We start from the raw sequence: 13,420 nt of genomic DNA on the forward strand, positions 1-13,420 counted from the left end.
CTCACTTACCCCCGTCCGCGTCCGCGAACGACGCCTGGTAGGCGGCGAACTGCGCACGCTCCTCGTCCACGAGAGCGTGTCCGTCCGCGTACACGTTCTCGAAGATGGCGAAGTGGTCCGGGTCCGGCATGGCACGGACCGCTTCGCGCACTCGTTTGCCCAACGCCTCGCTCTCGCTCTCCAGTTCCGCGAAAAATCCCTCGTCCGCGTGGTTTGCGGACTCCAGGAAGCGGCGAAGGCGCAGGATCGGGTCCTTGGCCTCCCAGGCCAGCCGCTCCTCGTCGCCCCGGTAGCGGGTCGGGTCGTCGGACGTGGTGTGCGCGCCCATGCGGTACGTGAAGGCCTCGACGAGCGTCGGACCCTCACCCGCGCGGGCCCGCTCCAGGGCCCACTTGGTGACGGCCAGGTTCGCCAGCACGTCGTTGCCGTCCACGCGCACGCCCGGGAAGCCGAAGCCCTGCGCGCGCTGGTACAGCGGGACGCGGGACTGCTTCTCGGTCGGCTCGGAGATCGCCCACTGGTTGTTCTGGCAGAAGAACACCACCGGCGCGTTGTAGACCGCGGAGAAGGTGAAGGCCTCGGCCACATCGCCCTGGCTGGACGCGCCGTCGCCGAAGTAGGCGATGACCGCGCTGTCCGCGCCGTCCTTGGTGATGCCCATCGCGTAGCCCGTGGCGTGCAGCGTCTGGGAGCCGATGACGATCGTGTACAGGTGGAAGTTGTTGCCGTTCGGGTCCCAGCCGCCGTTGTTCACGCCGCGGAACATCCCGAGCAGATTGGTCGGGTCCACCCCGCGGCACCACGCGACGCCGTGCTCACGGTAGGTGGGGAAGACGTAGTCGTCGTCGCGCAGTGCCCGGCCGGAGCCGATCTGCGCAGCCTCCTGGCCCAGCAGCGAGGCCCACAGGCCCAGCTCGCCCTGGCGCTGGAGCGCGGTGGCCTCGGCGTCGAAGCGGCGGGTGAGGACCATGTCGCGGTACAGGCCGCGCAGCTCCTCGGCGGTGATGCCGTCGACGTACCTGTCGAACTCGGCGTTCTTGACGCGCTTGCCCTCGGGCGTCAGCAGCTGGACGAGCGCGGGCTCGGCGCTCTTCCCGGCGCCTGCGGCCTTCTTGCTGGTGGTGCGCTTGGCGCCGGTGGTGCCGGCCTTCGTTCCGGCGCTGCGTCGCGGTGTGCGCGCGGCAGTGCTCTCCACGGTCACGTGTGCTCCTCCGTCGGTCCGGCCCCCGGGGTTGCCGGCAGGCCAGTGCGGCTCACCTGTTTCTCGACCACCGGGCACGGGGTGGGTGCCACTCGGCCGGGGAACAGGCGTGACAGGTGCCCCGGCGAGCGCCCTGCAATAGGCACGGTACCCAGTGCTCCACATATCTGTGAAACCCCACCTGACCTGCGATTTTGCTTGGATTTCCAAGTAAATCGGGGAAGGCCTGGAAGGCGCGCTGGTCACAGCCTTGCAGGAGGCCGGGGCAACGGCACGTTATCCCGGCCACCCCGGGCACGGGAAGGGTCGAGTTTCGCGACCGGACGTGGTACTCCGCGCGAGGTGAGCAGGGGCGCGACCGGAGCCGGAGGAGGCCGGCCGGTCGCGCCCGGACGGGGTCAGCCCGTCACGCCCTCGATGCTGCCCGCGCCGCCGTCCGCGGCGCCGCCGTCCGCACCGCCGTCCGCGGTGCCGCCGGTCTCCGTGCCGCCGTTCTCGGTCCCGCCGTCCTCGGTGCCGCCGTCCGCACCGCCGGGGCTGGTGCCGCCCGTCTCGGTCGGCTGGCTGGCGGACGGCTGGCCGGTCGGCTCCTCGGGCTGCGTCTCCGTGTACGTCGGCTCCTGCGGCGGCGTGTACGGCTGGTCCCAGTTGCCGCCCGATCCGTTGCCGGGGTCGGTGCCGGTCTCGTCGCCCGGGTCGGTCGTCTCCTCGGTCGCCTCGTCGCTGGGGCTCTCGCTGGACTTCTCGTCCTCGGTGCTCTGGGTGACGGACGGGGACGTGTCGGGCTTGCCGCCGCCTCCGCCGCCGCCGTTGTTCATCGCCAGCGCGACACCCGCCGCGACGGCGATCACCGCGAGCACCGCGAGGATCCACAGCCTGCCGCGGCCGCTGCCCTGGTTGCCGTGGCCCTCGAAGCCGCCGTCGTCCCCGTTGCCGTAGCCGGAGGGCAGGATCGGCTGCGGGATCGCCGCCGTACCGGCCATGTCCGGGTGCTGCATCGCGGTCGTGCCCGCGAAGCCCGCCGCAGGGGTGCGCGGGCCCTCGTGCATGTCCACCGGGCCGGTGTTCCAGGTGCCGGTGTGGCCGCCCTGGTCGTAGAGCATCTGCAGCGCGTACTGGATCAGCCCGCGCATCTCCTCGGCCGTCTGGAAACGGTCGTCGGGCTCCTTGGCGAGGGAGCGCATGACCATGCCGTCCAGCTCCGGCGGGCAGGCGTCCGAGGCCTCCGACGGAGGCGTGGGGATGTCCTGGACGTGCTGGTAGACCACCGACAGCGGCGTCTCGCCCGTGAAGGGGGGCCGCAGGGCCAGCAGTTCGTACAGCAGACAGCCGGTGGCGTACAGGTCGGACCGGTAGTCGACGGCCTTGCCGAGCGCCTGCTCGGGGGAGAGGTACTGCGGGGTGCCCATGACCATGCCGGTCTGGGTCATCGTCGTGGACGCGCCGTGCAGCGCGCGGGCGATGCCGAAGTCCATCACCTTCACCGCGCCGTTGTGCGTGATGATGACGTTGGCCGGCTTGATGTCGCGGTGCACGATGCCGTGCTGGTGCGAATAGGCGAGCGCCTCCAGGACACCGGAGACGATGATCAGCGCCTGCTCGGGACCCGGCGCCTCCGCGTTCATCAGCAGGTCGCGGATGGTGCGGCCCTCGACGATCTCCATCACGATGTACGGCACCGACTGGCCGCCGACGACGTCCTCGCCGGAGTCGTACACGGCGACGATGGCATGGTGGTTGAGACCGGCCACCGACTGCGCCTCACGCGTGAAGCGCGCTTTGGAGACGGGGTCCTCGGCGAGGTCCGCGCGGAGCAGCTTGACGGCGACGGTACGGCCGAGTCGTACGTCCTCGGCGGCGAACACCTCGGCCATGCCGCCCCGGCCGAGCCGGTGGGTCAGCCGGTACCGGCCGTCGCCCACGAGCCCGCCGTTACCCCAGTTGTCCGGCGCGTCCGAGATGCCGCCGCCAGTCGCCTCGGGGTCGGACGGGCCCTGAGCGCGCTGCTGCTGTGCCATCAGTCCTCGCCGTCGTTTCTGCCCGCGGTGCGCGCGGTGTTGTCACGGTCTTCGTCGGGCCACGCTACAGCCTCGGCGTGTGCCGCCGGTCCGGGACGGGCTCCCCGGTCCGGCACGAGACGGACCGGCCATGAAACCCGTTCTCCTTACTGTCGTGCAAATTCCGTGTACCGGTAGTACGACCGCTGTAACGCTTCCGCGACGCTTCCTTCGCGTACGGTCACGGAACGGGCACCGCGCTTGACGTGTCAGTGGCCTGGGGCAGACTTGGCCGGGAATAGCACATTGGATCTACGACGGATCGGCCACCGACGGCGGCGCCGGAGAGGCTACGGGGGACGCGGAACATGAGCCAGGACGGCGCACAGGGCCAGTACGCGGGGCGGGCGCTCGCCGGCGGACGCTACCAATTGCGGGACCTGCTCGGCCAGGGCGGCATGGCGTCGGTGCACCTCGCCTACGACAGCGTGCTGGACCGTCAGGTCGCGATCAAGACGTTGCACACGGAACTCGGCCGGGAGCAGGCGTTCCGTGAGCGCTTCCGCCGCGAGGCCCAGTCCGTGGCGAAGCTCACGCACACCAACATCGTCTCGGTCTTCGACACCGGCGAGGACGATGTGGACGGCATGACGACGCCGTACATCGTCATGGAGTACGTCGAGGGCCGCCCGCTCGGCTCCGTGCTCGACGAGGACGTACGGCAGCAGGGCGCGATGCCCGCCGACAAGGCGCTGAAGATCACCGCGGACGTGCTGGCGGCGCTGGAGATCAGCCATGAGATGGGGCTGGTCCACCGCGACATCAAGCCGGGCAACGTGATGATGACCAAGCGCGGTGTGGTCAAGGTGATGGACTTCGGCATCGCCCGCGCCATGCAGTCCGGGGTCACGTCGATGACGCAGACCGGCATGGTCGTCGGCACCCCGCAGTACCTCTCCCCCGAGCAGGCGCTCGGCCGGGGCGTCGACGCGCGCTCCGATCTGTACTCGGTCGGCATCATGCTGTTCCAGCTGGTCACCGGGCGGCTGCCGTTCGAGGCGGACTCGCCGCTGGCCATCGCGTACGCGCATGTGCAGGAGGAGCCGCCGACGGCGTCCTCCATCAACCGTTCGCTGCCGCCGGCCGTGGACGCGCTGATCGCCCGCGCGCTGAAGAAGAATCCGAACGAGCGTTTCCCCAGCGCGGAGTCCATGCGCGGGGAGTGCCTGCGGGTGGCGCAGTCCTTCCAGCCGGCCCCGCCGAGCATCGTCCCGGGCTCCCAGGGGCAGAGCGGCGCGGGTGTCGGTTCCGCGGTGTTCCCGCCGGTCGGCCAGGGCACCCCGGCGCCCACGGGCCCTGTGCAGACGCCGTACCAGCCGGGTCCGGCGCCGACGCCGAACCCGTACGGCACGCCGTCCCCCGCCTACGGCTATCCGCAGCAGGGCGGCTACCAGACGCCCGCGCCCTCGCCGTACGCGCCGCAGCCGGGGCCGTCGACCCCGGCGCCGTACAACATCACGCCCCAGACGTCCGGTCCGGGCGGCTCGGGCGGCGGCGGCCGGAACAAGTCGGTGATCATCGGTTCGGTCGCCGTCTCGCTCCTCGCCGTCGGCGGTCTGATCACGGCGCTGATGATGAACGGCGGAGGCGACGAGGACCCGCAGGGCGGTGGAGGCGCCTCCACGTCGGCCTCGACCGGCCCGGCGGAGGGTTACCGCGGTCCGGACACGTCGAAGACGATCGACAAGGAAGAGTGCGAGGAGCCGCACGAGGCGTACAACGACCCCGACAAGATCCGGCTGCCGAACTTCAAGTTCAAGTACATCGGCTCCGTGAAGGAGTGCCTCCAGGCCGCCGGCTGGGGCGACTTCAAGATCGTCGACGTGGACGAGAACACCTACGGCGAGGGCTCCATCCGGGAGCAGTTCCCGCCGGCGGGCACGGACGTCGACCCCGAGGACATGCCGGAGATCACGTTCAAGGTCTCGACGGGCAACCCCCCGTCCTGACCCGGCCGTACCAGGCGACACGGCGAAGGGGCCCGGCATCGGATGCCGGGCCCCTTCGCGCTGTCCGTGTCGTCCGGGGGGTACGGGCTTACGGGTACGGGTTCACACGTTGGGGTCTACAGGTACGGGCCGCCCGCGCGGCCGCCCATGGTCGGGTCCTCCTGACCGTCACCGACGCCCGGCGGAAGGGCGCGGCGCATCTGCTCCAGCTGGGCACGGGCGGCCATCTGCTGGGCGAAGAGGGTGGTCTGGATGCCGTGGAAAAGGCCCTCCAGCCAGCCCACCAGCTGGGCCTGGGCGATCCGCAGCTCGGCGTCGCTCGGGGTGCCCTCGTCCGTGAACGGCAGCGAGAGCCGCTCCAGCTCCTCGACCAGCTCCGGGGCCAGACCGTCCTCCAGTTCCTTCACCGAACTGGCGTGGATCTCCTTGAGACGGACCCGGCTGGCCTCGTCCAGGGGAGCAGCGCGCACCTCCTCCAGCAGTTGCTTGATCATGCTGCCGATCCGCATGACCTTCGCCGGCTGCTCCACCTGCTCCGTCACCGGGATCTCGCGGGAGTCCTCGTCCCCTGTACCTCCGCCGAGCGCCATTCCGTCCTGACCGACGACCAGGATCTGCGGATTGTCGGGCGACCGTTCGTTCCTCGGCATCTCCATACGGCCATTGTCGCGCACGGCCCTGTGCCGCTCGGGCGGTGCCCCCGGAAGCGGGGTCCTCCTGACGGCCGTATCCGGAATGCCGGACGTGTATGGGGATGCGAGGCTGTCAGGCGTCCATCCGGCCCATCTTGCCGACGGTGCGGACAGGCACCGGCCGGCGCGGGAGGTCACGGTCGTGACTCCATGGCTGCGTGCAGTGGGAGCGACGGTCGCTCTGGTGGCGGGGGCCGCGGTGCTGCCGTACGGCTCCGCCGCGGCGCCCTTCGGTCCGGGGGCGGCGTACGGTGCTCCGTCGACCCGGGCCCCGTCGGCTGACTCGGCGTCCTCGTCCTCTTCGTCGCCCTCGTCCTCATCGTCGTTTCCGCCGCGCGGGCCGTCGCCCTCCGGGGCGCCGTCGCGGGCCGACCGGCCGGGCCAGGAGCGGGACCGGCCGGGGCGGCACAAGGACGCGCACGAACGGGAGCACGGCGACCGGGACGGTACGGACGACGGGGGAGCCGGTGCCGTACCGCGGAAGCCGGGGCGGGCCGACGGCGGGGCGAGCGACCGGCCGGACGCCGAGGACATGCCCGGCCCCGGGGACGACGAACAGGCCGTGTCCGAGGCACCGGACGCGGGCGGCACCGTCCCGGCGGCGCCCACGTCCCAGGCCGCGGTACCGGTGCCCTCCGCGACCTCGCGGGCACCCGGGCACGACACCGTCGCGGCCACCGAGCCCGTCCTGCGCATCCTGCCGCTGGGCAGCGGGCTGATGCTCATCGGGCTCGGCTTCGGCCTCGCCTTCGTGGCCCTGCGGATGCGGCAGGGGCGCGGCGCGTCCTGATCCCCCCGCGCGGGGGCTCAGTTCGGCGTGACCAGCAGGACCTTGCCGATGTGGCCGCTCTCCTCCACGACCCGGTGGGCGGCGGCCGCGTCCGGCATCGGGATCTCCCGGTCGACGACGGGACGTACGTGTCCGCCGGTGACGAGCGGCCACACGTGCTCGCGTACGGCCGCCACGATCGCCGCCTTCTCCTCCAGCGGCCGGGCCCGCAGCGAGGTCGCGCTGATCGCCGCGCGCTTGCTGAGCAGGGCGCCGATGTTCAGCTCCGCCTTCACCCCGCCCTGCATCCCGATGATCGCGAGCCGGCCGTTGACGGCGAGGGCCCGCACATTGCGGTCCAGGTACTTGGCGCCCATGTTGTCCAGGATCACGTCCGCGCCGGTGCCGCCGGTGGCCCGCTCCAGCTCGGCGACGAAGTCCTGCTCACGGTAGTTGACCAGGATGTCGGCGCCGAGTTCGGCGCAGCGCTCCAGCTTCTCCCCGGTCCCGGCGGTGACGGCGACACGCGCGCCGACGGCCTTGGCGAGCTGGATCGCCATCGTGCCGATGCCGCTGGAGCCGCCGTGCACCAGGAGGGTCTCACCGGGGCGGAGGTGGGCGACCATGAAGACGTTGGACCAGACCGTGCAGACGACCTCCGGGAGCGCCGCGGCCTGGTCGACGGTGAGCCCTTCGGGGACGGGCAGCAGCTGCCCGGCCGGTACGGCCACCTTCTCCGCGTAGCCGCCGCCGGACAGCAGCGCGCAGACCTCGTCGCCCACGGCCCAGCCGCTCACCCCGTCGCCGAGCGCGGCGATCCGTCCGGAGCATTCGAGGCCGGGGTAGGGGGAGGCGCCGGGCGGGGGGTTGTAGAAGCCCTGCCGCTGGAGGATGTCGGCCCGGTTGACGGCACCGGCCACCACCTCGACCAGGACCTCACCGGGACCGGCCACGGGGTCGGGGACCTCGTCCCACACCAGGGCATCGGGTCCGCCGGGTTCGGGAATCGTGATCGCATGCATGAGGGGGACGGTACTCCTGGGGGGAGGTGGGGCCGGGGTTCGTCGGTCGTCCCGAGTGCGTCGCCGGTGAGTGGTGCGCCCGTGGTGCCGTGGTGGGTCCGTGGTGCCGTGGTGGGTCCGTGGTGCCGTGGTGGGTCCGTGATGCCGTAGTGCCGTGGTGCCGTGGTGCGTCCGTCGTGCACCGGTCGTACGTCCGGAGGCGGGTCCGTTCTCGGTCGTGCGGCCGGTTCCGGGAAAAGCCGGGTGCGGGACCGATGAGTTTGCGCGACGGTAAAGGTCTGTCCATGCGTAGCCCAAGCATGCGGAAGGACCCGAAGCATGAGCACGCAGACGTCCGGCCTGGCGATCGAGACCGCGGGCCTGGTCAAGACCTTCGGTGAGACACGAGCCGTCGACGGTGTCGATCTCGCCGTACCGGCCGGCACGGTGTACGGGGTCCTCGGACCGAACGGCGCCGGCAAGACCACCACCGTGAAGATGCTCGCCACCCTGCTGCGGCCCGACGGCGGCGAGGCCCACGTCTTCGGCCACGACATCGTGCGCGAGGCGGACGAGGTACGCGGCCGGGTGAGCCTCACCGGCCAGTACGCGTCCGTGGACGAGGACCTCACCGGCACCGAGAACCTGGTCCTGCTGGGCCGGCTCCTCGGCCACCGCAAACCCGCCGCCCGCACCCGCGCCGCCCAGCTCCTGGAGGCGTTCGGCCTCACGGAGGCGGCCGGGAAGCAGGTCAAGCACTACTCGGGCGGCATGCGGCGCCGTATCGACATCGCCGCGTCCATCCTCAGCACCCCCGACCTGCTGTTCCTCGACGAGCCGACGACCGGGCTGGACCCGCGCAGCCGCAACCAGGTGTGGGACATCGTGCGCGCGGTCGTCGCCCAGGGCACGACGGTGCTGCTGACCACGCAGTATCTGGACGAGGCCGACCAGTTGGCGTCCCGGATCGCCGTCATCGACCGCGGCAAGGTGATCGCCGAGGGCACCAAGGGCGAGCTGAAGGCGTCCGTCGGCGCCGGCTCCGTCCATCTGCGGCTGCGGGATCCGGAACGGCGGGAGGAGGCCGTACGCATCCTGCGGGACCTGCTCACCGCCGAGGTGCAGCTGGAACCCGACCCGGTCGCGCTGACCGCACGCCTCGGCGTGGCGGCGAGCGACACCGCGGCCGACCAGGCCGCGCGGGCCCTCGGTGAACTGGCCCGGGCCGGCATCACCGTCGACAACTTCTCCCTGGGTCAGCCCAGCCTCGACGAGGTCTTCCTGGCGCTGACCGGACACGACACCGGTCAGGGCACCGGCCCCGAGACGAAGGACGAGGTGGCGGCATGAGCACGGCCACGAGCACCGAGAACAAAGAACTCGCCCCGGTCAGCACCGAGTCGCTGGCCGCGCTGCTCGTCGCGAAGGAGCGGCCGCCCCGGCCCGGCTCACTGTCGACCTCGCTGACCTTCGGATGGCGCGCGATCCTCAAGATCAAACACGTCCCCGAGCAGCTGTTCGACGTCACCGCCTTCCCGATCATGAACCTCCTGATGTTCACGTACCTCTTCGGCGGTGCGCTGGCGGGGTCGCCCCGTGACTACATCCAGTTCGTGCTGCCCGGCATCCTCGTGATGTCGGTCGTGATGATCACCATGTACACCGGGGTCTCGGTCAACGTCGACATCGAGAAGGGCGTCTTCGACCGCTTCCGCTCGCTGCCGATCTGGCGGCCGTCGGCGATGATCGGCTATCTGCTCGGCGACGCCCTGCGCTACACCATCGCGTCCGTCGTCATGCTCTCCGTGGGCCTGCTCCTCGGCTACCGGCCGGACGGCGGCATCGGGGGTGTGGTCGCGGGGATCGCGCTGCTGCTGGTGTTCTCGTTCGCGTTCTCGTGGATCTGGACGATGTTCGGGCTGATGCTGCGCACCGAGAAGTCGGTCATGAGCGTCAGCATGATGGTGATCTTCCCGCTCACCTTCCTGTCCAACGTCTTCGTCGACCCGAAGACCATGCCGGGATGGCTGCAGGCGTTCGTCAACAACAGCCCCGTCACCCACCTGGCGTCCGCGGTGCGCGGACTGATGGCGGGCGACTGGCCGGCCGACGAGATCGCCTGGACGCTGGGCTGGTCCGCCGCGTTCGTGCTGGTCTTCGGACCGGTCACGATGCGGCTGTACAACCGGAAGTAGGGGGCGGCCGCAGGGCCTGGGCGGACACGCGCCCGGGGTACGTGCGGTCGCACAGCCGCGCGGACACGGCCGTACGGCAGTCGTGCCGTACGGCCGGAAGGCGCCGGCCTCAGCTGCGCAGCGGGCGGAAGTCGGGGGCGACCTGCGTTCCCGGCGACGCCCGCACAATGGTGATCAGCCGGTCCGTCAGCTCCAGCGTCCCGACGTCCCGGTCGTCGTAGCCCAGCACCCGGTGCCCGCGGACCACGCTCACCACCAGGTCGCCGAGCTCGCGGGGCGTCTTTCCCACCTCGGCCTTTATGACCGGCCGCTCGACCATGTCGAGCCCGGAGCCCTGCTGGATGAGATCCTCCATCACCATGCCGGCCGCGGGGCTGAGCACGGAGAGGCCCAGCAGCCGACCGGCCGCGCTGGCACTGGTGATGACCGCGTCGGCGCCCGACTGCTTCAGCAGCGGGGCGTTCTCCTCCTCGCGCACCGCGGCCACGATCTTCGCGCCCCGGTTGATCTGCCGCGCCGTCAGCGTCACGAGGACGGCCGTGTCGTCGCGCTGGGTGGCGATGATGATCTGCCGGGCCCGCTGCACCTCGGCACGCATCAGCACCTCACTGCGCGTGGCATCCCCTATGACGCCCGCGTAGCCGTCCGCCGTGGCCGCCTCGACCGCCTTCGCGCTGGGGTCCACGACGACGACCTGCTCCTTCCTGAGCCCGGTCGCGCAGACGGTCCTGATCGCGGACCTGCCCTTGGTGCCGAACCCGACGACGACGGTGTGATCCCGCAAGGTGGACCTCCAGCGGTTCAGTCGCCACTCCTCCCGGGTGCGTTCGGTGAGTGCCTCGAGGGTGGTGCCGACCAGGATGATGAGGAACAGCACGCGCAACGGCGTGATGACGAAGATGTTGGTGAGCCGGGCAGCGTCGCTGACCGGCGTGATGTCGCCGTATCCGGTGGTGGAGAGGGTGACGGTCGCGTAGTAGAACGCGTCGAGGAAGTCGAGGGATCCGTCGGCGTTGTCGTTGTAGCCGCCGCGGTCGGCGTACACGACGAACGCCGTGACCACCAGCACCATCAGCGCCAGCGACAGCCGCTTGGCGACCTGGCGGATCGGGTGCTCCACCAGCTGCCTCGGGAGTTTCACCCGATGGGTCACCAGATGTTCGTCGGCCTGGCGGGCGATGGCGTCCTGGCCCGGAAGTTTCACGTGAAACACACCCCGATTCCCCCGGATGCCCAGGGCAGGTCGAGCAGTTCCGCCTCCTGGCCGGGCCGTGTTCCGCCCGGAGGTACGACGGCGAGCGCGTCGGCCGCCGCGATACCGCGCAGCATGGCCGGGCCGTTGTAGAGCAGCGGCAGCGCCCGGTCGCCGCGCAGGGCCACGGGGATCAGCCGGGTGTCGTACGGGTGCCCCTGCACCGCGTCGCGCAGCGGCAGCGTGTACGGCTCGGGGGCGGGGCGGGCCGCGAGGGTACGCAGCAGCGGCTCGGCAAGGGTGAGCAGGCCGGAGACGGCGGCGAGGGGGTTGCCGGGCAGCCCGACGAGGTGCTGGTCCTCCTTGGTGCGGGCCAGCAGCATGGGATGGCCGGGGCGCACCTTGACGCCGTCCACGAGGAGTTCCGCGCCCATGCGGCGCAGGGCGGGGTGCACATGGTCGACGGGGCCCGCGGCGGTGCCGCCGGTGGTGACGACGACATGGGCGTCGGACGCGGTGATCGCCTCGTACAGCGCCTGCTCGGTGTCGCCGACCCGGCGCACGGCGGTCACCTCGGCGCCGAGTGCGCGCAGCCAGGGCGGCAGCAGCGGGCCGAGCGCGTCCCGGATCAGTCCGTCGTGCGGGAGGCCCTCGGCGAGCAGTTCGTCACCGAGGACGAGCACCTCGGCGCGCGGGCGGGGGACGGCGGTGAGGGTGTCGTAGCCGGCGGCGGCGGCCATGCCCAGGACGGGCGGGGTGATCAGGGTGCCGCTGGGCAGCAGCTGGTCGCCGCTGCGGCACTCCTGGCCGCGCGGGCGGATGTCCTGGCCGTGGGTGACGGTGTGCGGCGGCCGGGTGGCGGCGGTGACGTGCAGCCGCCCCTTGTCGTCGGTGCGGCCGTGTTCGCTGCGCAGTACGGCGGTGGTGTCCGGGGGGATGCGGGCGCCGGTGGCGATGCGGACGGCGCCTCCGTCGGTGAGGGGCTCGTGCGCGGTGTGCCCGGCGAGGACACCCTCGTCCCGTACGGACCAGGGGCCGGGGCCGGAGACCGCCCAGCCGTCCATCGCCGAGGTGTCGAAGGAGGGCAGGTCGGTGAGGGCGGTGAGGGGAGCGGCGAGGGTGAGGCCCAGGGCGGAGCCGAGGGGGACGGCGACGGGGGGCAGACAGCCGGTGCGCCGTGCCGCGCCGTGACGCGGAGCGCGTTCGGCGACGGCACGGGCCTCGGCCCAGTCGGTGGCGTCGTGGCGCGGGTGGCGGGGGGTGCCGGTGGTGCCGGGGGCGCCGCCGGGGTGTTCCTTCACGAGGGCGAGCGCCTCCTCGACGTCGAGGTCGTCGCCGTTCTGTCCGGCCCGGGCGGCGCGCGCGGTCATCCCGCGTCCGGGCGGGTCTCGGGGGCGGTGCCGGCGGGGGGCGCGGGGTCCGTGGCGTCCGGGGTGTCCTCGTCGGCCCAGCGCAGGGCGAGCGCCGTGGCCTTGCGGGCCGCCTCGGCGACGGCCTCCGGGCCGCCGCCCGCGTGCGCGGCCGCGTAGCCGACGAGGAAGGTGGTCAGCGGGGCGGCGGGCCTGGCCACGCCGTGGGCGGCGTCACGGGCGAGGTCGAGCAGTACGCCGGTGTCGACGTCCAGGTCGATGCCCAGCTCGTCCTTGACTGCGGAGATCCATTCATCCAACACGTGTCCATGCTCCCTGATGCGTGCCCTGGCAGTGGCGATGTCGTCCCAGGTGTCGCAGTCGAAGGACGCCACCGGGCCGGGGATTCGGGTGAGGTCGAGCGAGCCGGTCAGCCGGCGCAGGGGGAGCCCCGCCAGATCGCCGTGGCGGCCGGTGAGCACGGCCAGTTCGCGGCGCAGGGAGGCCGTCCGGTACGCGGCGACCAGCGGCTGGTCCCGGCCGTCGGCGTCGGTCAGCAGCACGCCGTCGGCGGTGGCGCCGTGGCCGAGGGGTGCCAGCAGTCCCCGGACCGTGCGGCGGTCGAGGAAGGGCAGGTCGGCGGAGAGCAGGACGACACGGTCGGCCGTGGTGTGCCGCAGTCCGGCGGCGAGCGCGGCCAGCGGGCCGCCGCCCGGGGGTTCCTCGCGGGCCCAGATCACGGGCCGGGCGGTGGGCCGGGGGCCGGCCACGACCACGGTGGTGCGGGCGCCGGCGCAGGCGGTGAGCACCCGGTCGAGCAGCGCCCGTCCGCCGACGCGCACTCCGGGCTTGTCCGCGCCCCCGAGCCGCCGGGCGGCGCCGCCCGCGAGCACGACGGCGTCGTACGCGGGACCGGGGTCCCCGCAGGCGCCGCCGGACGGATCACCGGAGGAGTCGCCGGGTGGCTGATACTCGGTCACCCTCCGAGTATGCGTGCCCCCGCGATCACAGGGAA

Annotated in this window: 11 protein-coding genes; 4 read left to right on the forward strand and 7 right to left on the reverse strand. The window is 72.2% G+C overall.

What is annotated here, in order from left to right:
- Position 1 precedes the first annotated feature (1 nt).
- Both pdhA and IF28_RS0106430 read right to left on the reverse strand, forming a co-directional pair.
- Positions 2-1,201 carry a pyruvate dehydrogenase (acetyl-transferring) E1 component subunit alpha gene (gene pdhA, locus IF28_RS0106425; protein WP_030215246.1) on the reverse strand — a complete coding sequence of 400 codons (1,200 nt, stop codon included), beginning with the start codon at positions 1,199-1,201 and terminating at the stop codon, positions 2-4.
- Between the two features lie 398 nt (positions 1,202-1,599).
- Positions 1,600-3,219: a protein kinase domain-containing protein gene (locus tag IF28_RS0106430; protein WP_030215249.1), complete on the reverse strand. Its 1,620-nt coding sequence runs from the start codon at positions 3,217-3,219 to the stop codon at positions 1,600-1,602.
- A 347-nt stretch (positions 3,220-3,566) separates the two neighbouring features.
- Between IF28_RS0106430 and IF28_RS0106435 the strand changes: the two genes are divergently transcribed.
- Positions 3,567-5,207: a protein kinase domain-containing protein gene (locus tag IF28_RS0106435; RefSeq protein ID WP_030215251.1), complete on the forward strand. Its 1,641-nt coding sequence runs from the start codon at positions 3,567-3,569 to the stop codon at positions 5,205-5,207.
- 116 nt (positions 5,208-5,323) lie between these two features.
- On the opposite strand, the gene IF28_RS0106440 is transcribed toward IF28_RS0106435, so the two are convergent.
- Positions 5,324-5,863: a bacterial proteasome activator family protein gene (locus tag IF28_RS0106440; RefSeq protein ID WP_030215253.1), complete on the reverse strand. Its 540-nt coding sequence runs from the start codon at positions 5,861-5,863 to the stop codon at positions 5,324-5,326.
- 178 nt (positions 5,864-6,041) lie between these two features.
- Between IF28_RS0106440 and IF28_RS39395 the strand changes: the two genes are divergently transcribed.
- Positions 6,042-6,689 carry a hypothetical protein gene (locus IF28_RS39395; RefSeq protein ID WP_199808959.1) on the forward strand — a complete coding sequence of 216 codons (648 nt, stop codon included), beginning with the start codon at positions 6,042-6,044 and terminating at the stop codon, positions 6,687-6,689.
- Positions 6,690-6,706: 17 nt separating this feature from the next.
- Here the strand turns inward: IF28_RS39395 and IF28_RS0106450 are convergent, their stop codons facing one another.
- Entirely contained in the window at positions 6,707-7,690 is a 984-nt protein-coding gene (locus tag IF28_RS0106450) for an NAD(P)H-quinone oxidoreductase (RefSeq protein ID WP_030215259.1), read from the reverse strand.
- Between the two features lie 318 nt (positions 7,691-8,008).
- On the opposite strand from IF28_RS0106450, the gene IF28_RS0106455 reads away from it, so the two are divergent.
- Together IF28_RS0106455 and IF28_RS0106460 are read left to right on the forward strand one after the other, a co-directional pair.
- Positions 8,009-9,019, forward strand: a complete 1,011-nt coding sequence (locus IF28_RS0106455) for an ATP-binding cassette domain-containing protein (protein ID WP_030215262.1) — start codon at positions 8,009-8,011, stop codon at positions 9,017-9,019.
- Positions 9,016-9,864, forward strand: coding sequence for an ABC transporter permease (locus IF28_RS0106460; RefSeq protein WP_030215265.1), 849 nt, complete (start codon positions 9,016-9,018; stop codon positions 9,862-9,864). The genes IF28_RS0106455 and IF28_RS0106460 overlap by 4 nt, the downstream gene beginning before the upstream one ends.
- Before the next feature lie 109 nt (positions 9,865-9,973).
- Here the strand turns inward: IF28_RS0106460 and IF28_RS0106465 are convergent, their stop codons facing one another.
- The 3 genes from IF28_RS0106465 to IF28_RS0106475 are packed head-to-tail and all read right to left on the reverse strand — an operon-like array spanning position 9,974 to position 13,385.
- Positions 9,974-11,068 carry a potassium channel family protein gene (locus IF28_RS0106465; RefSeq protein WP_030215267.1) on the reverse strand — a complete coding sequence of 365 codons (1,095 nt, stop codon included), beginning with the start codon at positions 11,066-11,068 and terminating at the stop codon, positions 9,974-9,976.
- Positions 11,065-12,426, reverse strand: a complete 1,362-nt coding sequence (locus tag IF28_RS0106470; RefSeq protein WP_030215268.1) for a molybdopterin molybdotransferase MoeA — start codon at positions 12,424-12,426, stop codon at positions 11,065-11,067. Before IF28_RS0106470 ends, IF28_RS0106465 begins: the two co-directional genes overlap by 4 nt.
- Positions 12,423-13,385, reverse strand: a complete 963-nt coding sequence (locus IF28_RS0106475; protein ID WP_030215269.1) for an NTP transferase domain-containing protein — start codon at positions 13,383-13,385, stop codon at positions 12,423-12,425. Before IF28_RS0106475 ends, IF28_RS0106470 begins: the two co-directional genes overlap by 4 nt.
- Positions 13,386-13,420 lie beyond the last annotated feature (35 nt).

It is taken from the genome of Streptomyces sp. NRRL WC-3626, from assembly GCF_000718785.1.
GTDB lineage: Bacteria > Actinomycetota > Actinomycetes > Streptomycetales > Streptomycetaceae > Streptomyces > Streptomyces edwardsiae.